This is a genomic window from Actinomyces faecalis, from assembly GCF_013184985.2.
Classification (GTDB): domain Bacteria; phylum Actinomycetota; class Actinomycetes; order Actinomycetales; family Actinomycetaceae; genus Actinomyces; species Actinomyces faecalis.
Window position 1 is genome coordinate 561,042 of sequence record NZ_CP063418.1, and the last position, 25,806, is coordinate 586,847.

22 protein-coding genes are annotated in these 25,806 nt (G+C 71.6%); 7 read left to right on the forward strand and 15 right to left on the reverse strand.

Annotation, left to right across the window (positions count from 1 at the left end):
- Positions 1-22 precede the first annotated feature (22 nt).
- Complete coding sequence (locus HRL51_RS02265; RefSeq protein ID WP_172119712.1) at positions 23-1,384, reverse strand: MFS transporter; 1,362 nt, start codon at positions 1,382-1,384, stop codon at positions 23-25.
- Positions 1,385-1,594: 210 nt separating this feature from the next.
- Between HRL51_RS02265 and HRL51_RS02270 the strand changes: the two genes are divergently transcribed.
- Complete coding sequence (locus HRL51_RS02270) at positions 1,595-2,197, forward strand: MogA/MoaB family molybdenum cofactor biosynthesis protein (RefSeq protein ID WP_172119711.1); 603 nt, start codon at positions 1,595-1,597, stop codon at positions 2,195-2,197.
- A 186-nt stretch (positions 2,198-2,383) separates the two neighbouring features.
- Here HRL51_RS02270 and mobA read toward each other — a convergent pair whose 3' ends face one another.
- From mobA to HRL51_RS02285, 3 genes are read right to left on the reverse strand one after another with little or no spacing between them, the layout of a single operon-like run.
- Positions 2,384-3,085 carry a molybdenum cofactor guanylyltransferase gene (gene mobA / locus HRL51_RS02275; protein ID WP_172192313.1) on the reverse strand — a complete coding sequence of 234 codons (702 nt, stop codon included), beginning with the start codon at positions 3,083-3,085 and terminating at the stop codon, positions 2,384-2,386.
- Between the two features lie 32 nt (positions 3,086-3,117).
- Entirely contained in the window at positions 3,118-3,624 is a 507-nt protein-coding gene (gene moaC / locus HRL51_RS02280; protein ID WP_280528707.1) for a cyclic pyranopterin monophosphate synthase MoaC, read from the reverse strand.
- A gap of 54 nt (positions 3,625-3,678) precedes the next feature.
- The gene (locus HRL51_RS02285; RefSeq protein WP_342355661.1) at positions 3,679-5,109 is read right to left on the reverse strand and encodes a molybdopterin molybdotransferase MoeA; all 1,431 of its coding nucleotides are present in this window, start codon (positions 5,107-5,109) and stop codon (positions 3,679-3,681) included.
- A 207-nt stretch (positions 5,110-5,316) separates the two neighbouring features.
- Between HRL51_RS02285 and HRL51_RS02290 the strand changes: the two genes are divergently transcribed.
- Positions 5,317-5,793 carry a molybdenum cofactor biosynthesis protein MoaE gene (locus HRL51_RS02290; protein ID WP_172192317.1) on the forward strand — a complete coding sequence of 159 codons (477 nt, stop codon included), beginning with the start codon at positions 5,317-5,319 and terminating at the stop codon, positions 5,791-5,793.
- 77 nt (positions 5,794-5,870) lie between these two features.
- Here HRL51_RS02290 and HRL51_RS02295 read toward each other — a convergent pair whose 3' ends face one another.
- The 3 genes from HRL51_RS02295 to HRL51_RS02305 all read right to left on the reverse strand — a co-directional run bounded on the left by HRL51_RS02295 (position 5,871) and on the right by HRL51_RS02305 (position 7,682).
- Positions 5,871-6,146 carry a MoaD/ThiS family protein gene (locus tag HRL51_RS02295; RefSeq protein ID WP_172119708.1) on the reverse strand — a complete coding sequence of 92 codons (276 nt, stop codon included), beginning with the start codon at positions 6,144-6,146 and terminating at the stop codon, positions 5,871-5,873.
- A gap of 70 nt (positions 6,147-6,216) precedes the next feature.
- Positions 6,217-7,341, reverse strand: coding sequence for a GTP 3',8-cyclase MoaA (gene moaA / locus HRL51_RS02300; protein ID WP_172192319.1), 1,125 nt, complete (start codon positions 7,339-7,341; stop codon positions 6,217-6,219).
- 26 nt (positions 7,342-7,367) lie between these two features.
- A complete protein-coding gene (locus tag HRL51_RS02305; RefSeq protein WP_172192321.1) occupies positions 7,368-7,682 on the reverse strand; it encodes a DUF2249 domain-containing protein in 315 nt (104 codons plus the stop codon).
- Between the two features lie 107 nt (positions 7,683-7,789).
- Here HRL51_RS02305 and HRL51_RS11670 point away from each other — a divergent pair, with 107 nt between their 5' ends.
- Together HRL51_RS11670 and HRL51_RS02315 are read left to right on the forward strand one after the other, a co-directional pair.
- Positions 7,790-10,288: a hypothetical protein gene (locus HRL51_RS11670; RefSeq protein WP_244960219.1), complete on the forward strand. Its 2,499-nt coding sequence runs from the start codon at positions 7,790-7,792 to the stop codon at positions 10,286-10,288.
- The gene (locus HRL51_RS02315; RefSeq protein WP_172192323.1) at positions 10,281-11,822 is read left to right on the forward strand and encodes a multicopper oxidase domain-containing protein; all 1,542 of its coding nucleotides are present in this window, start codon (positions 10,281-10,283) and stop codon (positions 11,820-11,822) included. The genes HRL51_RS11670 and HRL51_RS02315 overlap by 8 nt, the downstream gene beginning before the upstream one ends.
- A gap of 14 nt (positions 11,823-11,836) precedes the next feature.
- Here the strand turns inward: HRL51_RS02315 and HRL51_RS02320 are convergent, their stop codons facing one another.
- The 6 genes from HRL51_RS02320 to HRL51_RS02345 all read right to left on the reverse strand — a co-directional run bounded on the left by HRL51_RS02320 (position 11,837) and on the right by HRL51_RS02345 (position 19,174).
- Positions 11,837-12,580 carry a helix-turn-helix transcriptional regulator gene (locus HRL51_RS02320; RefSeq protein ID WP_244960220.1) on the reverse strand — a complete coding sequence of 248 codons (744 nt, stop codon included), beginning with the start codon at positions 12,578-12,580 and terminating at the stop codon, positions 11,837-11,839.
- Positions 12,581-12,688: 108 nt separating this feature from the next.
- On the reverse strand, positions 12,689-13,339 hold the full coding sequence (locus tag HRL51_RS02325) for a GNAT family N-acetyltransferase (RefSeq protein ID WP_172192326.1): 651 nt from the start codon (positions 13,337-13,339) through the stop codon (positions 12,689-12,691).
- Between the two features lie 19 nt (positions 13,340-13,358).
- On the reverse strand, positions 13,359-14,525 hold the full coding sequence (rsgA, locus tag HRL51_RS02330) for a ribosome small subunit-dependent GTPase A (RefSeq protein WP_172192328.1): 1,167 nt from the start codon (positions 14,523-14,525) through the stop codon (positions 13,359-13,361).
- Positions 14,522-16,141: a 3-phosphoshikimate 1-carboxyvinyltransferase gene (locus HRL51_RS02335; RefSeq protein WP_244960221.1), complete on the reverse strand. Its 1,620-nt coding sequence runs from the start codon at positions 16,139-16,141 to the stop codon at positions 14,522-14,524. Before HRL51_RS02335 ends, rsgA begins: the two co-directional genes overlap by 4 nt.
- Positions 16,142-16,289: 148 nt before the next feature.
- A complete protein-coding gene (locus HRL51_RS02340; protein WP_172192330.1) occupies positions 16,290-18,521 on the reverse strand; it encodes an NADP-dependent isocitrate dehydrogenase in 2,232 nt (743 codons plus the stop codon).
- A 164-nt stretch (positions 18,522-18,685) separates the two neighbouring features.
- Complete coding sequence (locus tag HRL51_RS02345; RefSeq protein WP_172119700.1) at positions 18,686-19,174, reverse strand: DoxX family membrane protein; 489 nt, start codon at positions 19,172-19,174, stop codon at positions 18,686-18,688.
- A 186-nt stretch (positions 19,175-19,360) separates the two neighbouring features.
- Between HRL51_RS02345 and HRL51_RS02350 the strand changes: the two genes are divergently transcribed.
- The 3 genes from HRL51_RS02350 (at position 19,361) to HRL51_RS11980 (ending at position 20,636) form a co-directional block, all read left to right on the forward strand.
- Positions 19,361-20,092, forward strand: coding sequence for a sigma-70 family RNA polymerase sigma factor (locus HRL51_RS02350; protein ID WP_244960262.1), 732 nt, complete (start codon positions 19,361-19,363; stop codon positions 20,090-20,092).
- Complete coding sequence (gene rsrA / locus HRL51_RS02355; RefSeq protein WP_172192332.1) at positions 20,092-20,445, forward strand: mycothiol system anti-sigma-R factor; 354 nt, start codon at positions 20,092-20,094, stop codon at positions 20,443-20,445. The genes HRL51_RS02350 and rsrA overlap by 1 nt, the downstream gene beginning before the upstream one ends.
- A gap of 116 nt (positions 20,446-20,561) precedes the next feature.
- A complete protein-coding gene (locus HRL51_RS11980) occupies positions 20,562-20,636 on the forward strand; it encodes a 50S ribosomal protein bL37 (protein ID WP_413228066.1) in 75 nt (24 codons plus the stop codon).
- A 342-nt stretch (positions 20,637-20,978) separates the two neighbouring features.
- Here the strand turns inward: HRL51_RS11980 and HRL51_RS02360 are convergent, their stop codons facing one another.
- Together HRL51_RS02360 and HRL51_RS02365 are read right to left on the reverse strand one after the other, a co-directional pair.
- On the reverse strand, positions 20,979-21,569 hold the full coding sequence (locus HRL51_RS02360) for a GDSL-type esterase/lipase family protein (RefSeq protein WP_172119698.1): 591 nt from the start codon (positions 21,567-21,569) through the stop codon (positions 20,979-20,981).
- A gap of 179 nt (positions 21,570-21,748) precedes the next feature.
- A complete protein-coding gene (locus tag HRL51_RS02365; RefSeq protein WP_425321749.1) occupies positions 21,749-25,600 on the reverse strand; it encodes a multifunctional oxoglutarate decarboxylase/oxoglutarate dehydrogenase thiamine pyrophosphate-binding subunit/dihydrolipoyllysine-residue succinyltransferase subunit in 3,852 nt (1,283 codons plus the stop codon).
- Between the last annotated feature and the right edge of the window lie 206 nt (positions 25,601-25,806).

Genomic DNA, 25,806 nt, shown 5'->3' on the forward strand with positions numbered 1-25,806 from the left:
GCGTGGGGCGGGCTAGGGCTTGTCAGCCTCGGAACGGGGCGCCGGGGCGGGCGTAGCGCAGCCAGCACACCACGGCGCACACGGCTGAGTAGACGGCGCAGATCGCCAGCCAGGTCCCGGCGTCGATCGCCGAGAGCGCCACGCCCACGAAGAACGGGCCGAAGCAGGCGATCGCTGCGGTGAAGCCGATCGCGCCGCCGGCCTGGAGGCGGGGCATGATCATCGGCATCTGCTTGAAGGTGCCGGCGTTGCCGATGCCAGCGAAGAAGAACATCGTCAGCATGGCCCACAGGAAGGGCGTGAACTGCGCGGGGGAGTCTGGGTGCATGTAGAGGGACGCCCAGGCGAGCGTCACGGCCATGCCGACCGCGGAGACGAAGGTCCACAGGCCGCCGGAGAAGCGGTCGCACAGCGGGCCCCAGGCCATGCGCACCACCGAGCCGATGAGGGGGCCGAGGAAGGCGTAGGTCGCGCCCAGGGGCAGGTTGTCGAAGCCCTGCTCGGCCAGGGGCGAGGAGGCGCCAAAGGTGTTGTTGACCAGCAGCCCGAACTGGGCGGCGAAGCCGGAGAACAGACCGAAGGTGAGCACGTAGAGCATCGTCATGTACCACGTGTTCGGGTTGGAGAAGAAGGACAGCTGGGAGCGGATGTCTGCCTTGACCGGAACGTCCTTGAGGGCGACGAAGGCCAGGACGGCGGCGGCCAGCGCCCAGGGCACGAAGAAGATCGCGGCGTTGTGGACGAAGATTGCGGTGTCGTCACTCTGGCGCTGCGGGGCGATGAAGGTGATACCCAGCAGACCGAAGCCCATGAGCCAGGGGCCGGCCAGCTGGATGATCGACATTCCGAGGTTGCCGATGCCGGCCTGGAGGTTGAGGGCGGTGCCGGACAGGCGCTTGGGGAAGAAGTAGCCGGTGGAGGGCATGTAGCCGGAGAAGGTGCCGCCGCCGATGCCGCACATGAAGGACAGGGTCAGCAGGACGCCGTACGGGGTGGAGGTGTCCTGGACGGCCAGGAACCAGCCGACCATGGGGATGATGTAGAGCAGGGAGGAGATCCCGATGAGCTTGCGCGTGCCCAGGATCGGGGGCAGGAACATGTAGATCAGGCGGATGAGTCCGCCCGACAGGCCCGGCATCGCGGTGAGCCAGTAGAGCTGGCCGGCGGTGAGGTCGAAGCCGATGAGCTTGAGCTTGGGGGCGATAGCGGAGACCAGGAAGAACACGCAGAAGGCGATGACCATGGAGAAGGTCGAGATCGCCAGCGTCCTCCAGGCGATGGACTTGTCCCAGTGGTCGGGACTCTCGGGGTTCCATCCCACCAGGACGCGGCCTGAGGTGTCGAGAGCCGGTGCCTGCTCGGCCTGGGAGGCGGCGTTGCTCATAGTGCTCCTGTCGCGGGTGCTGATGAGGTCGGTCGTGGTGCCCTGTCATGATCGGCACAGGTGGGAGCCGCCGCGACAGATACGTGCTAAGCGCGTGATTGCAAGGATTGAGGTGACTGCATTTTTCACGGCCAGCTACGAAATAAGTAATGATCGAATGATCTAATGAATCTCCTGGGCAAATGGCGGCGGCCTCGCTACGGTGGTTCCATGAGTCTTCTTCCCTTACCGGACTCCGTTCAGCCGCCGGCGGCCCAGGATGTCGCACGTGAGAGCCAGCCCGACGCTGACGTCGTGGTCCACAAGGCGCTTCAGGCCCTTGATGCCCCGGTGCCGGGCGCCGTCATCACCGTGTCTGACCGGTGTGCGAACGGAGCGCGCGAAGACCTCTCTGGTCCCCTGGCCCGGCGGCTGCTGGCTGGCTATGGCGTCGAGGTGGACCGGGTGCGTGTGGTGCCCGACGACGTCGTCGCCATCCGCGCCGCCCTCACCGAGGCGGTGGCGGAGGGCGCGCGGGTGGTGCTCACCACGGGCGGCACGGGGGTGACCCCGATGGACCTGACTCCGGAGGCGACTGAGCCGCTGCTTGACACCCGCCTGGAGGGCCTGGAGGCGCAGGTGCGTGACTACGGGCTGAGCAAGACGCCGCTGGCAGGGCTCTCGCGCGGCCTCATCGGAGTGACCGGGCGAGGGGCTGACGCCGCGCTCGTGGTCAATGCCCCGGGCTCGCGCGGCGGGGTCAAGGACGCGGTGACGGTGATCGGCCCCCTGGTGCCTCACGTCCTTGAGCAGCTCGGCGGCGGGGACCACTGAGCAGACGCGCGCGGACGAGGGCTGCGGCCTGGTGGGTCTCGCTTTCCACCGGGAACAGTCGCTGACCATGCTCGCCGCGTCGAGAGCGACTGTTCGCGGTCGAAAGTGACAAGGGGTGCGGGGAGCGGCGGGGTACCGGGTGCGAGCTCCTGGCGGAGAGCGACGAGGAGGTGCAGGGCGCTGGCGTCACCGCCCGGTCTCCTCCCACCGGCGCACCTCGTCCCAGGTGTCCAGGTCCTGCGCCGCCAGGCGCAGCCCTGGCTCCCGGGACAGGTCGACCTGGCCCAGGCGCAGGCGGGCGAAGGTCCGGTGCACCGAGACGTCACGCAGGCCCACCCCGCCCGGTGCCACGAGCTCGCGCAGCGCACGCGTGCGGTAGACCCCGACCAGGTGCTGGACGTGAAGGCGCGCACCGTCCTCCGGCTCCACGGCGACGACGCCGTCACGCACCTGCCCGGCACGCCCGTCCTGCTCCAGGCGTGCTGCCAGGACCGGCAGCGCGCGCCAGGACTGCGGGGCGTCGCAGGCCAGCAGCGCGGTGGACGCGGCCACCTGACCGCCGTCGGCCGCAGCCTGGGAGGCAAGGGCCAGCACCCCGGCGGCGACCCCGGCCACCGGCCCGCCACGAGGCGGGTCCTCCAGCGCGCGCAGCACGCCGCCGGGCAGGCTGACCTGCGCCGGTGCGACGACGACGACCCTGCGCGGGCCTCCGGCCTGGTCAGGGCGGCGCAGGTGCTCCAGGCCGTCCAGGACGTGGTCGAGCAGTCGCCTGCCTCGCGCGACGACGTCGGGCTTGCTGGCTCCGCCAAGCCGCCTGCCGGTCCCGCCAGCCAGGACGACGACGTCGTAGCCGGGCTCCGGCGTGACCTGGAGGTCCTGCGTGGTCATACGTCTCCTCGGGGCGCTGACAGGACGAGGGCCTAGCGGTCGGCGTCCGCCGGGCGCACCCAGTCGCCCGAGCGCCCGCCGGACTTCGCGGTCACCTTCGCCTCACGCAGCGCCACTGCGCGGTCCACGCCCTTGACCATGTCCACGATGGCCAGCCCCGCCACGGTGGCCGCGGTCAGGGCCTCCATCTCCACACCCGTACGGTCCGCCGTGCGCACCGTGGTCTCGATACGCACTCCCTCGTCCTCGACCGCCAGGTCCACCTGGCAGCCGTGGACGCCGATGACGTGCGCCAGCGGCAGAAGGTCGGGGACCTTCTTGGCGGCTGCGATACCGGAGACCCGGGCGACAGCCAGCACGTCCCCCTTGGGCACGGTCCCGTCACGCAGCGCCGCCACGATCGCCGGGGAGCAGCTGACGAAGGCCGTCGCGCTGGCCGTGCGCACCGTGGGCTGCTTGGCGGTGACGTCCACCATGTAGGCGGCCCCGGCGTCGTCAAGGTGGGTCAGGCGGACAGGAGAGTGGGACGAGGGGGGCACGGGAGGCTCCTTGCTTCAGGTGCGGGTCGTGGACGGGACGGGCGTAGCCGAAGCCTAGTGGCCCTGGCGGGACGTGGAGGGCCGCGGGAGGACAGCCCGTCCGGGAGCTGCCGGCTGGGACAGGGCGATGAGTGCGACCTCCTGGCCCTCGCTCACGCTGTCTGCCTCGGCCGGAACCACGGCCAGGGCCTCGGCGCAGGCGAGCGAGGCCACCAGGTGGGAGCCCGAGCCGAGCCGGTGGGTGGGCGCGACCCACAGCGCCTCGCCTGCGGCAGGAGCTGCGTGCTCCGGCTGGCTCTGAGGCGCCTGGGGACTCGTGGCGCGTACCGTGAGGTGCTGGCGGCGACCTGCCGGGCTGCGCCAGGGGACGGCCGCGCGACCGGCGACGGGCTCGGCGGAGCCGGCCAGGACGCCGGTGGGAAGACCGTCAGGGCTGGTGGCAGCGCCGTCGAAGCCGCCCAGACGAGCCAGTGCGGGGGCGACGACGAGAGTGAAGGAGACCAGCACGCTGACCGGGTTGCCCGGAAGCATGATGACGGGGACGCTGCGCCCGGCGCCGTCGTCCTCGGACGGGCGCGTGCGGAGCACGCCGTGGCCCTGGGGCTTGCCCGGCTGCATCGCGACCGTGGCGAAGGACAGGTCGGCTCCGGCCAGTGCGTGGAGCCCGTCCGCGCTGGCCTGGCCCAGGGCCTTGAGCGGGTCGAAGGCCCCGGCCGAGACGCCCCCGGAGGTGAGCACGAGGTCGGCCCGGCTCGCGGCCTCGGCGAGCACCTCCTCCAGGGACTCCAGGGTGTCACCGCTACGGGCGGTCATGACGACCTGTCCGCCTGCCTCGGCGACCAGTCCCGCCAGCAGCAGGCTGTTGGAGTCGGGGATGGTGCCGGGGGCCAGCGCGTCCCCGGGCTCGGTCAGCTCGGAGCCTGTGGAGACAACCGCCACCCTCACCCGTGGCAGGACCGTCACCCGGGCCCGCCCCACTGAGGCCAGGGACGAGACCGCCCTGGCAGACAGCACCGTGCCGCTTGCGAGGACCGGGTCTCCCACGGCCACGTCCTCGCCGGCCCGGCGGACCGCCAGATCCTCGGTGGCCTCGGAGTAGAGGGCCACCTGGCGGGGCAGCGGGTGGTCGCCGGCGTGCTGGTCGGTGTCCTCCACCTTGACGACGGCGTCAGCCCCCTCGGGCAGCATGGCACCGGTCATGATGCGCATGGCCGTCCCCGGGCGCAGAGGGCCAGGCCGCGCGCCGGCGGGAACGTCTCCCGTCACGGGCAGGACGACGGGTGCGCTGACGGTGGCGCCGGCGGTGTCGCAGGCTCGCACGGCGTAGCCGTCCATAGCCGAGTTGGTCCAGGGCGGGACGGGGAGGTCAGCACACACGTCCTCGGCCAGGACGAGACCGTGGGCCTGGGGCAGGGACAGCCGTGTGGCCGGCAACGGCTGGAGGCAGGCCAGGACCTGCGCCACGTAGTCCTCCAGGGGCATCATCTCGGGCACGGCTCCTCCTGCGGTCGTTAGGCACTGAGGTCCATCATGCCGCGCGTGCGGCCGATCTCCGAGCCGCCGGCGTGCCCGGGCGGCCTCGGCGGACGGCGGCGGCTGCTCGGGCAGGCGGTGGCGGCACGACCCGTGTACCGTCGTCGCCGCAGCGGGCGCCGAGCACGGAGCCCCGGACCGAGGACCCGTGGAGGACTGATGGACGCCAGCAGGCAGGCGACGCCGGAGCCGACCCTGACCACGCCGCCGCCGGCGGCGCGTGTCGTGCGTGCTGAGGTGACCGAGGCCCCGGTCAGCGTCGACGACCTCGCGGCCGCGGTCGAGGACCGCGGCGCGGGGGCGGTGGTCACCTTCGACGGCATGGTGCGTGACCACGACGGCGGACGCGGTGTGCGCGCGATCGCCTACTCCGCCCACCCCACGGCCGGGGACGTCGTCGCCCAGATCGCCGCTGAGGTCGCCTCCCGGCCGGGGCTGCGGGCCGTCGCCGTCGTCCACCGGGTGGGGGACCTGGAGATCGGGCAGACGGCGCTGGGTGTCGCGGTCAGCGCCGACCACCGTGCGCCGGCCTTCGACGCCGTGCGTGACCTGGTCGAGGAGGTCAAGAAGCGCATGCCGGTGTGGAAGCACCAGCTTTTCGCCGACGGCAGCCGGGAGTGGTCCAACATCGCCTGACCACGGGGCCGCGGAGGAGTCAGTACCTCCTGGCCACGGTCAGAGGGCCGGATCAGGAACGGCCAGGGACGCCGGGGTCAGCCGCCGGCGAAGGGCGGCAGGACGTCGACGCGGTCGCCGTCGGCCAGGGGCGTGAGTGAGTCCGCGGGTGCGGACAGGGAGTTGACCAGGTAGCTGGACACGCCGACGACCTTGGCCATGGCCAGGTCACGGCCGGCCAGCTGCTCACGCAGGGCCGCGAGCGTGGTGCCGGCCGGGACCTCCAGCCGCTCCTGGGTGCGACCGGCCGCCTCGGTAGCGGCCGCGAAGTAGTGGATCTCCAGGCTGATGGTGTCGTGGACGGGATCGCTCATGGGCGGTGGGCCTCCTCGGGGACGGCGTGGTACCGACAGGTCTGGTGGGACGGGAGCGGCGCGGGCTCCCTCAGCCGCCGATGGCGGACATCGTGCGTGAGGGGCGGGTGAAGCCGTCGGGCACGGCCCACGGCTCGTCGCTGCCGTGGGCCAGCGGCTTGGTCCAGGTGGCGCCTGCCCAGATACGGATGAGGTCGTCATCCGTGGCGCCCTGACGCATCGGCGTGCGCAGGTCAGTCTCGGAGGAGGAGAAGAGACAGGTCATGAGCCTGCCGTCAGCCGTGATCCTGGTGCGGTCGCAGTCGTGGCAGAAGGGTGCGGTGACCGAGGAGATGATGCCGACGCTCCCGCTGGGGTAGGAGCCCGCGCCCTCGTGGGAGGACAGGGCCTGCGGGTCGACGTGCCCGGCCTCGACGTGCCACAGGGCAGCCGGACGGCGGTCGGAGCGGCCGGCCGGACGCAGGGTGAAGCCTGCCTGTGCCAGGACCTGGAGGATCTCCTCCTGCCCGACGACCTGCTCAGGGCGCCAGGACTCACGCGGTCCCAGCGGCATGTGCTCGATGAAGCGCAGCTGCCAGCCGCGGCGCAGGCACTCGGCCAGCAGCCGCGGGGCCCGACGTTCCAGCGTTCCCGGCATCGCCACGGCGTTGACCTTGACGGGGGACAGGCCGGCCTCCTCAGCGCCGGCGACTCCACGCAGGACGTCCTCCAGCCGGTCACGACGTGTGGCCAGGCTGTACTCGTGGGGGTCCAGGGTGTCGATGGACACGTTGACGCGGTCCAGGCCGGCTGCGCGCAGGCGGGCGGCCCGCTTGTCCAGGCCCAGGCCGTTGGTCGTGATCCCGATGTCGGGCTTGGTGCCGGTACGTGGCGAGCGCAGGGTGGAGACCGCCGCGACGATCTCCTCCAGGTCCTTGCGCATGAGGGGCTCGCCACCGGTCAGCCGGACTCGCTCGATCCCCAGGCGCTCCACCCCGATCCGGGCCAGGCGCGCGATCTCCTGGGTGCTGAGCAGGGACGGCGTGGGCAGCCACTCCAGGCCCTCGGCAGGCATGCAGTAGGTGCAGCGCAGGTTGCAGCGGTCAGTGACAGACAGGCGCAGGTCGCGCACGGTACGTCCGTGGCGGTCCGTGAGAACGTCAGGGACCGCCACGGACGCACCGGACGTGGACGTCAGGTCGGCCAGGCGGGTCATAGATCGATGGTAGCGGGCCCCAAGGATCAGGCGGTGCGTAGGATCTCGACCCGTGCGAAGCCCTCTGAGGCCTCGAGCACAGTGTGGCGGAAGCTCAGGGGGAGCTGGTCGATCTGGCCCAGCAGCGGGGTGGGCACGTGCGGGGCGACCAGGTCGAAGCCCTCGCCCACCGCGAGGCTGGAGGCGGCTCCGATGACGGCGGCGTGGCGCAGCCGGTGAGGAATGACACGTGCGTCCAGCGTGAGCCGCTCGGACTCGTGGCCGCATCCGCAGCCGCACCCGCCGTGGGCCTGCGCGGAGGAGACGTCCTGGACCGGGATGGTTGTGGGGGTGTCGCTCATGATGCTGTCCTCTTCCTGCGTGGGTAGGTTGCGGCTCACAGCGGCCTTCGGCGGCCGTGAGCCGTGCGTCGTTGCCGCACGGGAATGATTTTATTACGGTTTGCCTTGTGAAAAACAAGGTGCTGCCGCGTCTCGCGCTGCTCGTCCTGGCGGCGGCGTGCGTGCTGAGCGGTCTGGACGGTGCCCTGGCCCGTCTGGGCGTGTGGGCACCTGTGGGCGGAACGCTGGCTGTGCGGATGTCCACGCTGCACGGTCCGCTCATGCTCGTCGGCTTCCTCGGCACCCTCATCAGCCTGGAGCGCGCCGTGGCGGCACGCGCACGCTGGGCCCTGGCCGCACCGGCGCTGAGCGCCGCCGGATGCCTGGTGCTGGTCGCCGGAGCACCGCAGGTGCTGGGACAGGGCCTGGTCCTCTCCTCCTCCCTCGTCCTGCTCGCGGTCTACGCCTGCGTCTACCGCCGCGCTGTCTCGGTCGCCCTGGACGTGGAGTCCCTGGGCGCTGTGGCACTGGCCCTGGGCAACCTCACCTGGCTCGCCAGCCACGACGTCGTCGCCGCGGTCCCGCTGTGGCTGCTCTTCCCGGTCCTGACCGTCGTCGGCGAGCGTCTGGAGCTGGCGCGCGTCGCCTTTCTCGACCCTGCGGTCGAGGCCGTCGTGCGCGGCCTGGCCGTGATCGCGCTGCTAGGGGCGTGCGCGCTGCCCGTCACCGAGACGGGCAGGTTAGTGAGCGGCCCCGCGCTGCTGGGGCTCGCCGTCGTCATGGCCTGGTACGACGTCGCCCGACGCACCGTCCGTGCGACCGGGGGAGTACGCCTCGCGGCCACCTGCATGCTGGCCGGGTACACCTGGCTCGCCGTAGGCGCCCTCGCCTGGACGCTGACCGCCTGGACCGAGGGAGGCGGAGCGGGCTACGAGGTCGTCATCCACTCCCTGACGCTCGGCTTCGCCTTCTCGATGGTCCTCGCCCACGCTCCCACGATCCTGCCGGCCCTCCTGCACCGGCGCCTGCCCTACCGCAGGGCCATGTGGCTGCCTCTCGTCCTGCTGCACCTGGGCCTGGTGGTACGTGTGGCAGGACTCCTCAGCCAGCAGGTCCCCGCCTGGCAGGTAGGCGGGGTCGCCGGGGTGCTGGCTGTCCTGCTGTTCCTGGCCGTCTCGGCCCTGACCGCGCTGAGGGCCGGACCGCTCAGCACCAGCACCTCCTCCCAAGACGACGGCGCTGCGGCCGGCGGGGTGACAGGCCCAGCGCCCCGTGCGGTGCCTCGTGGCCGCCGTGGCCGCCGGCGCCGCGAGCAGGTGCGACGCAACGCCGTCGTCCTGGCCTGGGTGCTTGCCTCCGGGGCGCTCGCCCTCCTCGTCCTGGCTGGTCCGCTGGCACCGTGGGGCCAGTGGCTGCCGCTGCACACCCTGCTGCTCGGCGGGATCGGCTCGGCCATCACCGTGTGGTCGGCCCACTTCGCTGACACCCTCCTGCACCGCCCGGCGCTGGGAGGGGCTGTGCTGCTGGACCTGCGACTGGTGGCGCACGGCCTGGGAACGCTTGCCGTCCTGGTCGGCATCACCTCCCACCACCAGGTGCTCGCGATGGCCGGGATGAGCGTCGTGGCCACCGCGGCCCTGGCCGGAGCAGTCGCGATCGCGGTCCAGTACCGTCGCGCGGTCGCCCCGCGCCTGGCCGCCCTCGCTGTCCACTACGCCCTGGCCCTGCTTCTTCTCGCAGCGGGCGCCGCGCTCGGCTACCTCACCAGCTGGGCCTCGGAGCGTGGCTCGGCCTGGCTCGCGGACGTCCTCTACACGGCCCACACCACGACCATGCTGCTGGGCTTCGTCGGTACCACCGTGCTAGGTACCCTCACCGTGCTGTGGCCCACCATGCTGCGCACCAAGATGGAGCCCTGGGCTCCCCGGTGGACCACCCGGGGCCTGCCGGCGCTGGTCGGCGGGACCGTGGTCGTCGCCTGCTCGGGCCTGTGGCAGCCGGCTGCGGGGATCGGGACCCTGCTCTACCTGGCCGGGGCCTCAGGCGTTCTCGTACCAGCCTGGCGCACCGCCCGGCGGGTACCGCCCACCTCATTCGCCACCGCCTCGTCCGCGGCCGCAGTCGTCTGGTTCCTGGGCTGCGTGGTGTGGCTGGGGCTGGGCGTGACCGTCTCGCCGGGCGCGGACGGCGCCCGTGAGGTCATCCACCTCCTGCGCGTGCCGCTGGCGGCCGGGTTCGCCCTGCAGGTGCTGGGAGCGGCGCTGAGCTACCTCACACCCGTCATGCTCGGTGGGGGACCGGCAACCACCCGCCTGACCAACCGGGTCATGGACCGTGCCGCCGCCTACCGGGTCACGGCCACCAACGCCGGTATCGCGCTCGCGGTGGCCACGCCGCTGCCCTGGCCGGTGCGGGCGGCAGGCGCGCTGCTCGCTGGGGCTACGGCGTCCTACGTCGTCGTAGGGATGGGACTGAGCCTGCGTGAGCTGGCGCTGCGTACCCGTCGCGGGGACGACGACGTCGTCGCCACCACCCTCACCATCGGCCCGCCTGCAGGTGCCGGCGGATCCCTCACCCTTCCCGTCGGTGCGCTGTCACCCGCCTCCCAGGAGACCCGACATGACTGAGACACCTCACCAGCCCAGCCCGCAGGACGGGACGCCCCCGGCCACCGCGGTCTCCCGTCGCGCCGTCACGGCAGGAACTGCTCCAGCCGGGACGGCGGGCGAGGCGACGCACCCCGCAGGAGGCAGCGCGTCCGTGCCCTCCGCCGGTCCGGGGACCGGCCGACGCGGCGTGCTGCTCGGCCTGGTCAGCGCCGGCGCCGCAGCCGTGGCGGGCGCCGCGGTCTCGGCCTGGCGCGAGCGGGCAGGGGACCGCGGGACCCGCGACGCCGTCGCCGCCACCGGCCGGACCGTCGAGGCCACGCTACAGGTCGAGGGCATGCGATTCGTCCCGGACACCGTCGAGGTCCACGCGGGGGACCGGCTCGTGCTGACCCTGGACAACACCTCGGACCAGGTCCACGACCTCGTCCTGGACACTGGGGCCACGACCGGCCGGGTCCCGGCCGGAGGTAGCGCGCGCCTGGACGCCGGTGTCGTCGCTGGTCCGCTCCAGGGCTGGTGCTCGATCGCCGGCCACCGGGCCCAGGGAATGGTGATGCAGGTCGTCACCGGCGCCGGGGCCGGCAGCGCTACGGATCCCGGCCACGCCGGCCACGCCGGCCATGCGGACCCGGCAGGCGCCGCCGTCGACCTCCAGGCCCCGCTCCCCGAGGGCTTCACGCCCTACGAGGCGGCCCTGGCCCCGGCGCCGGCCGAGTCCGTCCACCGCGTCACCCTCACCGTCACCGAGGTCGAGCAGGCCTACGTGGGCGCGGGGGCGTACCAGACCCGCTGGACCTACAACGGCACCGCACCGGGCCCGGTCCTGCGCGGCAGGGTGGGGGACACCTTCGAGGTCACGCTCGTCAACGAGGGCACCATGAGCCACTCCGTCGACTTTCACGCCGGGATCGTCTCCCCCGACGAGCCCATGCGCTCGATCGGACCGGGAGAGTCCCTGGTCTACACCTTCACCGCCCAGCACTCAGGGATCTGGCTCTACCACTGCTCCACCGCCCCCATGAGCCTGCACCTGGCCTCCGGGATGTACGGCGCCGTCGTCATCGACCCGGACGGCCTGGCAGAGGTGGACCGTGAGTACCTGCTCATCCAGTCCGAGACCTACCTCGGGCTGGAGACTGACGCCCAGGGTGTGACGCAGGTGCCGACGACGCTCACGGACAAGATCGCGGCCAAGGCGCCGGACCTCGTGTGCTTCAACGGCGTCGCCTTCCAGTACGCCCTGGCCCCGCTAACGGCACGTGCCGGCGAGCGCGTGCGCTGGTGGGTACTCGACGCCGGCCCCTCCCTGCCCACCTCCTTCCACGTGGTGGGGCTGCAGCTGGACACGGTGTTTGCCGAGGGCAGCTACCTCCTGGGCGGCCCCCAGGGGATCGGGCGGTCCTGGCACGGGGGCTCGCAGGCCCTGGCCCTGCAGCCGGCTCAGGGAGGCTTCGTCGAGGCCGTGGTTCCCGCGCCCGGGCACTATGCGATGGTCACGCACGTCTTCGCGGACATGGAGAAGGGCGCCAAGGGCGTCCTGGAGGTCAGCTAGCCGGGCGGAGGGGCTCAGCCCCGCCAGCTCAGGTGGCAGCCGTCAGGCAGTAAGGGCGTGACCGTGAGCCGACGCCGCCCGCCCGGCTGGTGGGCGGCGTCGTCCTCGCACGCAGGCAGGGCCTCGTTGAGGAAGCCCTCGTGCATGAGACAGACCAGGTCGTGAGGGACCCGGCTGCCAGTGACCAGCGGGCAGGCCCGCAGGACGACCTTGTCCTCGACCAGCTCGGGAGCGAAGCCCATCCTGGTCAGGCCCGGAAGCAGCGTCCGGACCGCCTGGTCGGGTGCCGGGAGGGGCAGGTCGTCCTGTGCGCGGGTGGTGTCAGAGGGGCCTTCGCTGACCGCGCCGTCCTCCAGCGTGGTCTCGTGGGCCCAGCGTCGCCCGATCTCCACGGCCAGGCGCTCGGCCTCCTCTCCCTCTCCCAGGGTCTGGGCGACGGCGTCGAGCAGCGCCAGGTAGGAGTCCAGGACCTCTCCAGGGTCCGGTGCGACGGCGGCGTAGGCCAGGGCAGGACGGCCACGCCTGCCGGTGGGCTGCGCCGTGGCCGAGACGAAGCCGGCGCTGACCAGGGAGTCCAGGTGCTCACGCACCGTGTTGTGGTGCAGCCCCAGCATCTGCGCGACCTCGGCTGCGCGCAGGGGACGGTGGGCGGTCTCGACCGTCTCCAGGACGCGCAGGTGAGCGGTCGACAGCTCCGCACGTGCTGACAGGTCGTCCCAGGAGGGGTGAGGAAGACGAGGAGGCTGACGGACAGGCACGCACCGACTTTACGCCAGCCCGACGCCGGCCTGGACGAGCCGGGCCGAGGAGCGGCTGGGCCGGCTGCGCCCCTGACTACGGGGCAGGGGTGCGCCAGCCCGCATGACTCACCGTCCGGTGGCCTGGGCGGGACGGGTCATGGCCCAGTAGGTCGGCAGCGGCGGGGTGGACAGCTCAGCCACCTCTCGGTACCCCAGACGCTCGTACAGGCGCCTGGAGGCGGGAGTCGTCGACTCCAGGTGGGCGGGCAGGCCGTCTGCGTCAACCCGCTCCAGGCCGTGACGCAAGAGCGCCGTGCCGGTCCCGGTGCCGCGAGCCTGCGGCAGGACGGCGATCATGTAGGCGTACCAGTGGGGCTCGGTGGGGCGCTGGGCCTCGCACTGGGCGCCGTCGAGCAGGACCAGGTCCCAGGCCCCGCCCAGCAGTGACAGGTCCAGGCCCTCAGGAGGCTCCTGGCCAGGACCCAGTGGGCCGGCAGGGTCGCCGTCAGCCGGAGGGTCCCACAGCATCGTGCCCACCAGGCGCTCAGCCTCCCCCTCCCCCTCGACGGCGAGGTCGACCCTGGCACCCAGACGGCGGTCCGGGTCGGCGGACAGGTAGTGGCTCGCCAGCTCGACGTGGTGCAGGTGGTCCAGCGCCGCACGGGGATCGGGCGCAGGAGCCACGATCGCGCTCATCAGCGGGTCCTGGGCAAAGACCTCCGTGAGCAGCCAGGCCACGGCGTCGAGGTCGTCCGGGGTAGCGGGGCGGATACGCATGGTTCTTCCTCTCTGCCTTCTAGCGACGGTGCGTGGTCGGTACCGGGTCCTCGGCCTCCAGGGAGGGGGCGAGCAGCCGACGGAAGGACTCCAGCCGGGCACGCCGTAGCCCTCGCGGCACCTGGGACGCGGGTACGTGCCCGGTGCGGCCCGGTTCCGGTCTCAGCTCGGCAGCTTCCTGCGTCTGGACGCGCTCGGGACCGGTCCCAGCCCACTCGTCGAGGGCACAGTCGATGACGCCCTCCTCGTGGGTGCACCCGCGCGGGCAGGCCTGGGCGACCTCGGCCAGGTCCGGGAAGCCACGCAGGACGTCGGCGCTGGAGACGTGAGAGACTCCGAAGGAGCGCACGCCGGGCGTGTCGATGACCCAGCCGCCTGCGGGCAGCTCCAGGGCCTGCAGGCTGGTGGAGGTGTGCCGACCGCGTCCGGTGACCTCGTTGACGTGGCCGGTCACGCGGTCAGCCCCTGGCACGAGGGCGTTGATGAGCGTGGACTTACCGACCCCGGAGTGCCCGACGAAGACCGCCGTGCGTCCAGCGACGGCCTCGCGTACCGCGGCCACGCCGTCGCCGGCGGCACGGGTTGCCTCAGCCCGGCTGGAGGGGTCGAGGTAGGTGGGGAAGGAGCGCACCCCCAGCGGCTCGTACAGGGCCAGCAGCGGGCCGGCGTCGGCGAGGTCGGACTTGGTCAGCACCAGCAGCGGCTCCATACCGGCGTCATAGGCGGCCACGAGGTAGCGGTCGATCATGCGTGGACGTGGCTCGGGGTCTGCCACGGCGGTGACGATGACGAGGGCGTCAGCGTTGGCGACGACCGGCTTCTCGGTCCCGGCTGCGTCCCCGTCCTCAGCGCTGCGACGTAGGAGGGTGCGCCGTTCCTCGACCCGCACCATGCGCGCCAGGGTGTCCTTTCGGCCCGAGACGTCACCGACGACTGCGACCTGGTCGCCCACGACGACCTTGCCCCGGCCCAGCTCGCGCGCCTTCATCGCCGTGACGTCCCCGGAGCCGTCCTCGGTGAGGGCCGGGTCGGCCAGGCGGATGCGGTAGTGGCCGCGGTCGATACGGGTCACGGTGCCGAGCACGGCGTCGTCGTGGCTGGGGCGCTGCTTGGTGCGCGGACGTGACCCCTTGCCGGGGCGCACGCGCACGCGGGGGTCGTCGGTGCCGATGTCGCGACGGCTCATGGCTCCTCTTCCGCGTCGGGGGCGAGACGGTCCGAGCCTAGGGGGAGCGGGCGGGGCTCGTCAGCGCCAGGCACCGACGCCGGTGCGCCTGCCTGGGCGAGTACCTGCGACCACAGGCCGGGGAAGTCCGGCAGGGTCTTGGAGGTGCAGGCCACGTCGTCCAGCATGGTTCCCGGCAGCCCGAGACCTACCACGGCCGCGAAGGTCGCCATCCGGTGGTCGGCGTAGGCGCGCAGCTCGGCCGGGTGCAGCCCGGCGCCGTCGGGCAGGGCGTCAACCTCGATGCCGTCCTGCGTCTGACGTGCCACACCCCCGACCCGTCTCATCTCAGTGACGAGGGCTGCCAGGCGGTCGGTCTCGTGCCCACGCAGGTGGGCGATCCCGCGCAGGCGGCTGGCGTGCCCCTGGGCACTGGCCAGCAGGGCGAGGGCGGCGACGGTGGGGGCGAGCTCGCCGACCGCTGACAGGTCCGCGTCGATACCGCACAGCCGTCCCGTGCCGCTGGCGGTGAGGAGCAGGGAGCCCTCGGGCTGGTTCGTGGTGCTGACCCGCCCGCCCAGGCGCGGCAGCAGGGACCGCCAGGCGTCGCCCGCCTGAGTGGTCTGAGCAGGCCAGTCGGGCACGCTCACGCGTCCTCCGGACACGAGCGCGGCAGCCAGGAAGGGGCCGGCGTTGGACAGGTCCGGCTCGATCGCCACCTCGCCCCCGCGGGGGCGGCCGGGCGCGACCAGCCAGCTCCGCTCGCCGTCGGGTGCCTGCGGCTCAGGCTCGACGACGCCGATGCCACGCTCACGCAGGCTGGCCACCGTCATGGCCACGTGCGGCAGCGAGGGCACGGGGCCGGTGGGGGTGACGCTCAGGCCACCGGGCAGGAGCGGGCCGACCAGGAGAAGGGCAGAGAGGAACTGGGAGGAGCCTGAGGCGTCCACGTCCACGTGCGTGGTGAGGACGCCTGGAACCGACTCCGCCGGTGCCTGCCCCACGGGTGCGGTTGCGGCCGCTGAGTGCGGGCGGACGGGGGCCGGGGTGACGACCACGGGCAGGTGCCCCTGCCGGCCGAGGTAGGTCAGGCCCGCACCGAGCTGGGTCAGTGAGTCCAGCAGCGGACCGAGCGGGCGCAGCCGGGCGCCGTCGTCGCCGTCGAAGAGGACCGGGGCGTCTGCCAGGGCTGCCAGTGGCGGGACGAAGCGCATGACGGTTCCTGCCAGGCCGCAGTCGATCCGAGCGGAAGGGATGGGGCGCCCCGGGACCGGGGACTGGCTAGCGGCACCAGGGCTGACAGAGGCCGCGGAGGCCGTGGTGCGCACGCGCAAGGGCACAGGGGCTGGGACGACGCGCACCGCGGTGGCGTCCTCACTGAGGGACTCGAAACGGGCGCCGAAGGTCTCCAGGGCGGCTCGCATGAGGTCGGTGTCGCGAGAGCGCAGCACGCCTGTCAGGGTCGTCGGCGAGTCGGCGAGGGCGGCCAGCAGGAGGGCACGAGCGGTCAGCGACTTCGAGCCGGGCAGGCGGACGACGGCGTCGAGCTCTCCGGCTGCGGCGGGGGCGAGCCAGGGCACGGGCGTGTCGACCCGGGTGGGCGAGGCCTCAACGGACGTGCTGACGGGGTCTTTCACAGGTGCATTGTCGCAGGCGACGAGGAAGGTTCTCTCCCTGGCACTGTGGCTGCCTCCTCGCGTTACTCACTCCTCTCCCCACGCAGCTGCGAGTGGCATCCGGTCAGGAGGGGAGGTGAAGGCGTCCGGAGGCGAGGCTCCGCAGTGCTCAGACAGCCTCGATCACGGCGTTGAACGTGGCGCTCGGACGCATGACGGCGTCGGTACGGGCCGGGTCAGGCCGGTAGTAGCCGCCGATCTCGGCCGGCTTGCCCTGCACGGCTACCAGCTCGGCCTGGATCTCCTCGATCGACTCCTCCAGCCGGGCGGCCACAGGGGCGAAGCGCTCGGCCAGGGCCTTGTCCGCTGACTGCGCCGCCAGCTCGGCGGCCCAGTACAGGGCCAGCCAGGCGTGCGAGCCGCGGTTGTCCACGCCCCCCAGACGGCGCGAGGGCGAGCGGTCCTCCTCCAGCAGGCGCGTCGTGGCGGCGTCCAGGGCGTCAGCGAGCACAGCGGCCTGGTTGTTGCCACTGACCTCAGCCACGTGGCGCAGTGCCTCGGCCAGGGCCAGGAACTCTCCCAGGGAGTCCCACCGCAGGTAGTTCTCCTCAAGCAGCTGCCGCACGTGCTTGGGGGCAGAGCCTCCGGCGCCGGTCTCGTACAGGCCTCCGCCGTTCATCAGGGGCACCACCGAGAGCATCTTGGCGCTCGTGCCTACCTCCAGGATGGGGAAGAGGTCGGTGTTGTAGTCACGCAGCACGTTCCCGGTCACGGAGATCGTGTCCTGCCCGTCACGAGCCCGCTCCAGCGAGAGCCTCGTCGCCGACACCGGGTCCATGACCCGCACGTCCAGGCCCTCGGTGTCCTCCTCGGCCAGGTAACGCTTGACCAGCGAGGCGATGACGCGGTCGTGGCCGCGCTCCGGGTCCAGCCAGAAGACGGCCGGGGCACCGGTGGCCCGGGCCCGGCGCACCGCCAGCGCCACCCAGTCGCGCACCGGGGCGTCCTGGGTCTGGCAGGCCCGCCAGATGTCACCGGCCTCGACGTCGTGGGACAGCAGCACCGTGCCGGCAGGCGAGCCGGCGCCCTCGGTGACGACCACCTCGACGCGCCCGGCGGTGGGGACGAGGAAGGTCTTGTCGTGCGAGCCGTACTCCTCAGCCTTGCGGGCCATGAGCCCGACGTTGGGGACCGAGCCCATCGTCGTGGGGTCCAGGGCCCCGTTGGCCTTGCAGTCCTCGATGACGGCCTGGTAGACGCCGGCGTAGGAGGAGTCGGGGACGACGGCGAGGGTGTCCTGGGTCTGGCCCTGGGCGTTCCACATCTTGCCCCCGGCGCGGATCATCGCCGGCATGGAGGCGTCGATGATGACGTCGCTGGGCACGTGGAGGTTGGTGACGCCTCGGTCCGAGTCCACCATCGCCAGGCCCGGACCAGCCTCCAGCTCCTCTCGGATCGCCTGACGGATCTCCTCGCCCTGGTCCAGCCGCTCAAGCCCGGCCAGGACCGAGGCCAGGCCGTCCTCGGCACGCAGGCCCGCCTGGGCCAGCACCTCCCCGTAGGTCGCGAAGACCCCGGGCAGGACGGCACGCACGGCGTGGCCGAAGATGAGCGGGTCGGAGACCTTCATCATCGTGGCCTTGAGGTGCACCGACAGCAGCACGTCCTGGCTCCTGGCCTCCTCCACCTGCTGGGCCAGGAAGGTGTCCAGCGCGGCGGCGGACATGAAGGTGGCGTCCACGACCTCCCCTGCCGTGACGGGAAGCGAGTCGCGCAGCGTGAGGGGGGCGGCGCCGTCAGCAGGAACGAGCCGGATCTGGAGGGTCCCGGCCTCAGGGACGACGACGGACCGCTCGTTGTGCCGGAAGTCACCGTGGTCCATGGTCGCCACCCGGGTGCCGGACGAGGCGCTCCACCCGCCCATCGAGTGCGGGTGCGAGCGGGCGTAGGCCTTGACCGCGGCCGGGGCACGGCGGTCGGAGTTTCCTTCGCGCAGGACGGGGTTGACAGCGGACCCCTTGACGGCGTCGTAGCGCTCACGTGCCTCGCGCTCGGCGGGCGTGGCGGGGGAGTCGGGGTAGTCAGGCAGGTCCACGCCCTGGGCCTGGAGCTCGGCGACGGCGGCCTTGAGCTGAGGCAGGGAGGCTGAGATGTTAGGCAGCTTGACGATCGTGGCCGACGGTGAGGTGGTCAGCGCCCCGAGCCTGGCCAGGGCGTCCTCGCCCAGGTCGAAGGCTGCCAGGACACGGCCGGCCAGGGAGATGTCGGCGGTGCTCACGCTCACGTCGGCGGCGCCGGCGAAGGCCCTGACGACGGGGAGGAAGGAGTGGGTCGCCAGCATCGGCGCCTCGTCGGTCAAGGTGTAGATGACGTCGGCCTCGGTACCGGGCAGCTCACTCATGGTCTCTCCTGACGGCTTGTTGACTGTGACGGACAGCCTATCGTGTGACCTCGGTCCTACCTGCCCATCTGCTCGTGACGCGAGACGCCGGGCTGAGACTGAGCGAGGGCCACCGGTCAGGACGAACCGGTGGCCCTCGTGGCGGACGACGGCTGGTACGAGGCTCAGGCCTCAGCGGCACTGAGGTACGCGGCCTCCATCGCCTCTCGCTGGGCGCGGGCGTTGGCGCGGCGCCAGGCCAGGGAGGGCTTGCCCTCACGGTCGACGGCGGCCAGCAGCAGGCCGGCTCCGACGGCGCCCCCGCGGGCCAGCCCGGAGAGGGTCTCCTTGCGCTGGGCCTTGTCCCGCACGGTCCACACCGGGTTGTTGACCAGGGTCAGGGGCAGGTTGAGGGTGGCGAGCACGACGGCGCACGAGCGAGGAGCCGTTCCTGTGGCAAGACCCAGGCCTGCTGCGACGCTCACGGCACCGCTGACGCGAGTCAGCATCGTCGCGTCCGAGGTGAGCATCGGTGGCAGGCCGGCCTTCTCCAGCGTCGGCATGACCTTCTCAAGCTTCTCGACGTGACGCTGCGGGCGCGCGATGGCGTCGACGCCGTCAATGACGAAGGAGGCGGCGAGCATAGGGCGGGCGAAGGCGCGCAGAAGATCCATGAGGTCATCCTCGCGCACCTGGGCCCCGTGTGCCAGCCCTTACGGGACTGAGGCTGACGGTCGTCAGCGGCGGGAACAAGATCCGGCGCGCCGTCGTTAGGGGTGTCGATGAGCAGGACAACCGTGACCGTACCCGCCGCGGCGCAGCCGGGCGCCCGCGAGGGCAGCGGGCTAGGCTCGTGGCTGATGAGGGATATCCAGACCACCGGGGCCGCTGGCCCGGATGACGCGCACGAGGCCCTGGGACGCCACGACCTGGCCGAGCTGATCGATCCTGACGGTGAGCCTGGCGAGCAGATCGACAGGGCCCCGAGCACGGAGACCGAGGCAGAGCGGGCCGCCCGCTTCGAGGCTGACGCGCTGCCCTACCTGGACCAGCTCTACGGCGCGGCCCTGCGGATGACTCGCAACGGGGCTGATGCCGAGGACCTGGTCCAGGACGCCTACGCCAAGGCCTTTGCCGCCTTTCACCAGTACCGTCCGGGCACCAACCTCAAGGCCTGGCTGTACCGGATCCTGACCAACACCTTCATCAACTCCTACCGCAGGAAGCAGCGTGAGCCGCTGCAGTCGGACGCCGACGCCGTGGAGGACTGGCAGCTGCACCGCGCTGCCTCGCACGACTCAGTAGGCCTGCCGAGCGCCGAGAACCTGGCTCTGGACGACCTGCCTGACGACGACATCAAGGCTGCGCTCCAGGAGCTGAGCGAGGACCGGCGGCTGGCCGTCTACCTCGCTGACGTGGAGGGCTTCTCGTACAAGGAGATCGCCGAGATCATGAACACCCCCATCGGAACCGTGATGTCCCGTCTGCACCGTGGTCGGCGCCAGCTGCGCGAGCTGCTGGCGGACCACGCGCGGGAGCTGGGCTACCTGCGAGACGGGGAGAGTGCGGACGAGAGAAAGGGTGAGCACTGATGGGGGACGCGATGCGGCCGGGTACAGGCGAGGGGGTACAGGACCCCGGGTGCTCCTGCAGCGAGGCTCGGGCCCATCTGGAGGCCTTTCTCGACCACGAGTGCGACGGGGACCTGAGCAGCCGGCTGGCTGAGCACGTGGCCAGGTGTGAGCACTGCTCGCGCCTGGCGGACGCAGAGGTGCACCTGCGCGAGATCCTGCGCTCGCGCTGCGCTGAGCAGGCGCCGCCCGAGCTGCGTGCGAGGGTGCTGGGGAGGCTGTCCGTCATGCGGAGCACGACGGTGAGCCAGGTCAGCGGCGGTGGTTGCACGGTGACCTCGTACAGTTCCACCGTGCGCTACAGCCAGGACTGAGGCTGGTGGGGCGTGACCGGGCTCATGGAGCCTGTGCTGGTCGCGGTGTCACGCCGTATGCGAGGATGGTCTGCGGTTAGTGCCCGGTTGGGCAGCCCACACTTGAGGAGGCCACTATGAGCAAGCGCGGTCGTAAGCGTCGTGCCCGTGCGAAGTCCAACGCGAACCACGGCAAGCGTCCCAACGCCTGAGCCGGGTCGCTGCGGCACCCAGGTCAACGACGGCGGCCGGTCACCTTCGGGAGGCCGGCCGCTTTGTCTTACCTCTGTTCTTTCTGAGAAGTCATTGTAGAGATGACACGCTCGGTGACGAGGTCGTGTGGCTCAGGGGCAACGGGGCTGTCGCCAAAGAGTCGGTCTTTACGGGCCTCAACCCAGTCCACGCTGTCAAGCCGAACCAGAACGTCCTGCAGACGGATGACGCCTGGGGCCTCGTCCCGGCTCCGTCGTTCCCGTGCGGGTGTGCAGGTACGCCGTTCAGTACGCAGGTCCGAGGTGCGCACTCACACCTGCACGCTCGCCAGGGAGGAGGGCCTAGGCGGTCGGCTCAGTCACGCCCATCCACTCGTACCACCCGCGGTGCAGCACCAGCCAGGCCATGAGGCCGTACCCTGCCTGCCCCGGGTGCGTACCTCCGGCGCTGGCGGTATCCGTCTCCCACTGGTCGTGGTTGCGCAGCGCGTTGAAGGTCTCGACGAAAGGAGTACCGCGCCGGCTGCAGACCTCGCTGACCGCGTGGGAGAGCCTGGCCGTAGCGTCGGGGTCGACGGCGGGGAGCGGAGGCGGCCCCACCACGAGGCACGGACGGTGCTCGCTAGCCGCGGCGTCCAGGATGTTGGCCAGTGCCAGGCGGCTGCGGGCCGGCGAGACCCCGGCGACGACGTCGGCCGTACCGACGCCGATGACGAGCCGGTTGACGCCGCCGTGGCTCGTACGCCTGACGACCTCCTCGTGCCAGCGCTGGGCGAGCTGCGCCGTGGTCTCTGACGGGACGGCGAGGGTGAAGGTGACGGCGTCGACTCCTCGGGTGCGAGCCATGACACGGCCGGTCCAGCCCAGAGCGCGGGCGTCGCCGTAGCCGGCCACGAGCTCGTCGCCGATGAAGTGGATCCGCGTCTGCTCCACGGGAGTCCTTTCTGATCGCCTGCCTGTGCGCCTGACGCTACCGCGCGCAGGTGCCCGGGCGCAGCAGCGACAGGGGTCCGTCCGCCCGATCACACGGCTGACTGGCCACAAGCGTGCGGACGACCGGGAGGACCGACGGCGCAGGCAGGTCAGTCAGCGTACTCGTGGCAGGAGAAGCCTCAGTCACGGGCGAAGGCCTGGGCCATGAGGTCGGCCTGGGTGCGCTTGTAGGCGCCGACCGTGCCGACCGCGGGAGCCGCGGCCTCGGGACGCGAGACGAGGCGGACCGGGCCGGAGGCCGTCATCGAGTCCGGCAGGTGCAGACCGAGGTAGGGCCAGACGCCCTGGTTGGCTGCCTCGTCCTGGACCCAGCAGACCTGCGCGCCGGCGAAGGGAGCCAGCGCCTGGGTGAGCTCGGCCTCGGGCAACGGGTAGAGCTGCTCCAGGCGCACGATCGCCACTGAGGTGTCACCTCGCTTGGAGCGCTCGGCCAGCAGGTCGTAGTAGACGCGGCCCGAGCACACGAGCACACGCGTCACCCCTGTGCCTGAGGCGATAGCGGGATCCACCTCGCCGATGACCGGTGTGAAGCAGCCGGACGTGAATTCCTCCACCGGGCTGGAGGCGGTCTTCAGCCGCAGCAGCTGCTTGGGGGTGAAGACCACCAGGGGGCGGCGTGGGCGACGGTAGGCCTGCTCGCGCAGCATGTGGAAGTGGTTGGCCGGGGTTGAGGGCATGACCACCCACATGTTGTCCTGGGCGCACATCTGCAGGTAGCGCTCGATGCGTGCTGAGGAGTGGTCCGGCCCCTGGCCCTCCTGGCCGTGGGGAAGCAGGAGGACGAGCCCTGAGCGCTGACCCCACTTCTGGGTGGCGGAGGTGATGTACTCGTCGATCACGGACTGGGCGCCGTTGGCGAAGTCCCCGAACTGGGCCTCCCACATGGTCAGTGCCTCTGGCCGCTCCACCGAGTAGCCGTACTCGAAGGCCATGGCCGCGTACTCGCTCAGCAGGGAGTCGTAGATCTCCAGCGGTGCCTGGTCCGGGGTGAGGAAGTCCAGCGGCGTCCACTCCTGGCCGTTGGCGTTGTCGTGCAGGACCGCATGACGCTGGGCGAAGGTTGCTCGACGTGCGTCCTCCCCGGCCAGGCGCACCGGCACGCCCTCCATGAGGAGGGACCCCAGGGCGATGAGCTCGCCCAGACCCCAGTCAATGCCGCCCTCGCGCGTGGCCTGCTGACGCTTGGCCAGCATCGCCGCGAGCTTGGGGTGGATCTTGAAGCCCTGGGGATAGGACACCTGAGAGTCGCCGACGCGCTCAACGACGTCGCGTCCCACCGCGCTGGTCCACCCGATCATCATGCCGGCGCCGGCCTCCTGGGAGGCGGGCACCTCCAGGCTCGTGCGTGCCTGGCCCACGGTTGTGGGGTCCGCCTGGGACTGTGCCTCGGCATCGTCCTGGGGGCGGGTGAGGGGGGCGTCGTCCCCGGCCTGGTGGGCGGCGCGCGTCTCGGTCAGGATCCGCTCCAGCTCACCGTGGAAGGCGTCCTCAATCGCCTTGGCGTCCTCCGTGGTGATGTCACCGCGGCCCACCAGGTCGCGGGTGTAGACCTCGCGGGTCGAGGGCAGGGAGTCGATGAGGTGGTACATGACCGGCTGCGTCATCGAGGGGTCGTCGCCCTCGTTGTGTCCGCGGCGGCGGTAGCAGATGAGGTCGATGATGACGTCCTTGTGGAAGGTTGCCCGGTACTCGTAGGCCCGGCGCGCTGCGCGGGCCACGGTCTCGGGATCGTCGGCGTTGACATGGAAGATCGGCACCTGCAGGCCCTTGGCCAGGTCCGTGGCGTAGGTGGTCGAGCGCGCGGAGGCCGCGCCGGTGGTAAAACCGATCTGGTTGTTGACGATGACGTGCACCGTGCCGCCCGTGCGGTAGGCCGGCAGCTGGCTCATGTTGAGCGTCTCGTAGACCACGCCCTGGCCGGCGAAGGCGGCGTCGCCGTGGACGAGCACGGGCATGACCGTGTAGCCCTTGTCTCCCAGGCCGATACGGTCCTGCTTGGCGCGCACGATGCCCTCGACGACGCCGTCGACCGTCTCCAGGTGAGAGGGGTTGGCCGCCAGGGACACCCGGGTGCTCACACCCTCGGTGCCGGTGTAGACGCCCTCGGTGCCTAGGTGGTACTTCACGTCCCCGGTTCCGGCGCCGGCGATAACGCCGTTGCCGTCAAACTCGTCGAAGACCTGACCGTAGGACTTGCCGGCGATATTGGTCAGCACATTGAGACGCCCGCGGTGGGCCATGCCGATGACGACCTCGTCCAGGCCGTCGTGGGCGGCCTCGTCCAGCAGACGGTCCAGCAGCACGATGAGGGACTCCCCGCCCTCCAGGCTAAAGCGCTTCTGCCCCACGTACTTGGTCTGCAAGAAGGTCTCGAAGGCCTCAGCCTGGGCGAGCTTGGTGAGGATACGACGGCGCTCCGCGGCGGTGGTGGCCTCCCACTCGGCTTCCAGGCGCTCCTGCCACCAGCGGCGCTGGGCCGGGTCCTGGATATGCATGTACTCCACACCCACGGTACGGCAGTAGGACTCGCGCAGGCGCTCCAGGATCTGGCGCAGCGTGGCGCGCTCGGTGCCGCCCAGGCCTCCGGTGGGGAAGGTACGGTCCAGGTCCCACAGGCTCAGGCCGTAAGAGGACAGGGACAGGTCGGGGTGGCGGCGCAGGCGGAAGGTCAGGGGATCGGTGTCCGCGGCCAGGTGCCCGCGCTGGCGGAAGGCGTGGATGAGCTCGGCCACGCGTGCGGGCTTGCCGGTCTCCAGCTGCGGGTCGTATGTGGTGTCCCGCTCCCAGCGGATGGGCTCGTGCGGCACGCGCATGGAGGAGAAGCAACGGTCCCAGAACCCGTCCAGCCCCAGCAGCTTGCGCTCGACCAGGCGCAGGAACTCTCCTGACAACGCGCCCTGGATGACGCGGTGGTCGTAGGTCGAGGTCAGGGTGAAGGTCTTGCCCACGCCCTGGCGTGCCAGGGTCTCCTCGCTGGCCCCGGCGAAGGCAGCGGGATAGGCCATCGAGCCCACGCCGATGATCGCGCCCTGGCCAGGCATGAGGCGGGGCACCGAGTGCAGGGTCCCGATCATGCCAGGGTTGGTGAGCGTCACGGTGGTGCCACGGAAGTCCTCGACCTCAAGCTGACCGTCACGGGCCTTGCGCACCAGGGTCTCGTAGGCGGTGATGAATCCGGCCAGGTCCAGCTCGTCGGCGCGCTTGATCGAGGGGACGAGCAGACGGCGCTCACCATTGGCGGCGGGGGCGTCCACTGCCAGGCCCAGGCCGACGTGGGCGCTTTCGCGCAGGGTCGGCTTGCCGGCGCTGTCTACCGCGTAGGCGACGTTCATTCCGGGCACCTCGGCCATGGCCTCGACCACGGCCCAGCCGATGAGGTGGGTGAAGGAGACCTTGCCGCCACGGGTGCGGGACAGGTGCTGGTTGATGATGGCGCGGTTCTCGATGAGGACCTTGGCAGGGACCGCCCGTGCGGAGGTCGCCGTCGGGATCGACAGGGACTCCTCCATGTTCCTGGCCGTGCGTGCGGCGGCACCTTTCATCCGGACCTCGGCGTCCTCCTCACGGACCTGGCCGGCCAGGTCGAGCGCGCGCAGCAGGGCGCGCTGGTGGGCATAGGGGGAGGTGGGCGGGGCGACGTCGGAGGCGGGAGCCGGTGGGAGGTCGGAGCGCGTGACGTCCTGGGCGGCAGAGGCCTGACGGTGCGGTGCGGCGCCGGCCCCGGGCAGGGCCTCCTCGGACTGCGAGGGCTGGGCGGACGTCGGCCGGGTCGAGAGGGCCGACGGCGTCGTCGCTGCGGCAGAGGCGCCGTCGTCGCCTGAGACTTTAGTCCCAGACGGGCTCGCTGCGGGCTGCTGCGGGGCTGGCGAGGAGCTCGTGGCAGAGGTGCTGCCGGACTCGAACAGGGACCGCCACTGGGGTGAGACCGAGGAGGGGTCCTGTGCCCAGGCGTCCCGCATCTCCTCCACCATCCACTCGTTGGCGCCGAAGTCAGGGGCGGTGTTGTTGTGGCTCGACACGGTGGCCTCTCCTCGTTGGTACCTCGTCGCAGCGCTGCGCAGGCGAGCCCGGGCTGGTGGGGCAGGTCTCGGCGCTGTGTCCTAGGCCATCCTAGGGTCGCTGGGTCGGCTCTGTGAGCAAAACGCGGGACCAAAGACACAGGACCGCTCCGGGGCTT

Bases quoted from the DNA above. Each gene is read 5' to 3' on its own strand.
- HRL51_RS02305 (WP_172192321.1), bottom strand. From the start codon at position 7,682: ATGAGCGACACCCCCACAACCATCCCGGTCCAGGACGTCTCCTCCGCG.
- HRL51_RS02365 (WP_425321749.1), bottom strand. From the start codon at position 25,600: ATGGTGGAGGAGATGCGGGACGCCTGGGCACAGGACCCCTCCTCGGTC.
- mobA (WP_172192313.1), bottom strand. From the start codon at position 3,085: ATGACCACGCAGGACCTCCAGGTCACGCCGGAGCCCGGCTACGACGTC.
- HRL51_RS02265 (WP_172119712.1), bottom strand. From the start codon at position 1,384: ATGAGCAACGCCGCCTCCCAGGCCGAGCAGGCACCGGCTCTCGACACC.
- HRL51_RS02270 (WP_172119711.1), top strand. From the start codon at position 1,595: ATGAGTCTTCTTCCCTTACCGGACTCCGTTCAGCCGCCGGCGGCCCAG.
- HRL51_RS02345 (WP_172119700.1), bottom strand. From the start codon at position 19,174: ATGGATCTTCTGCGCGCCTTCGCCCGCCCTATGCTCGCCGCCTCCTTC.
- moaA (WP_172192319.1), bottom strand. From the start codon at position 7,341: ATGACCCGCCTGGCCGACCTGACGTCCACGTCCGGTGCGTCCGTGGCG.
- HRL51_RS02325 (WP_172192326.1), bottom strand. From the start codon at position 13,339: ATGCGTATCCGCCCCGCTACCCCGGACGACCTCGACGCCGTGGCCTGG.
- HRL51_RS02340 (WP_172192330.1), bottom strand. From the start codon at position 18,521: ATGAGTGAGCTGCCCGGTACCGAGGCCGACGTCATCTACACCTTGACC.
- HRL51_RS02315 (WP_172192323.1), top strand. From the start codon at position 10,281: ATGACTGAGACACCTCACCAGCCCAGCCCGCAGGACGGGACGCCCCCG.
- HRL51_RS02295 (WP_172119708.1), bottom strand. From the start codon at position 6,146: ATGAGCGATCCCGTCCACGACACCATCAGCCTGGAGATCCACTACTTC.
- rsrA (WP_172192332.1), top strand. From the start codon at position 20,092: ATGGGGGACGCGATGCGGCCGGGTACAGGCGAGGGGGTACAGGACCCC.
- HRL51_RS02350 (WP_244960262.1), top strand. From the start codon at position 19,361: ATGAGGGATATCCAGACCACCGGGGCCGCTGGCCCGGATGACGCGCAC.
- HRL51_RS02285 (WP_342355661.1), bottom strand. From the start codon at position 5,109: ATGATGCCCCTGGAGGACTACGTGGCGCAGGTCCTGGCCTGCCTCCAG.
- rsgA (WP_172192328.1), bottom strand. From the start codon at position 14,525: ATGAGCCGTCGCGACATCGGCACCGACGACCCCCGCGTGCGCGTGCGC.
- HRL51_RS02290 (WP_172192317.1), top strand. From the start codon at position 5,317: ATGGACGCCAGCAGGCAGGCGACGCCGGAGCCGACCCTGACCACGCCG.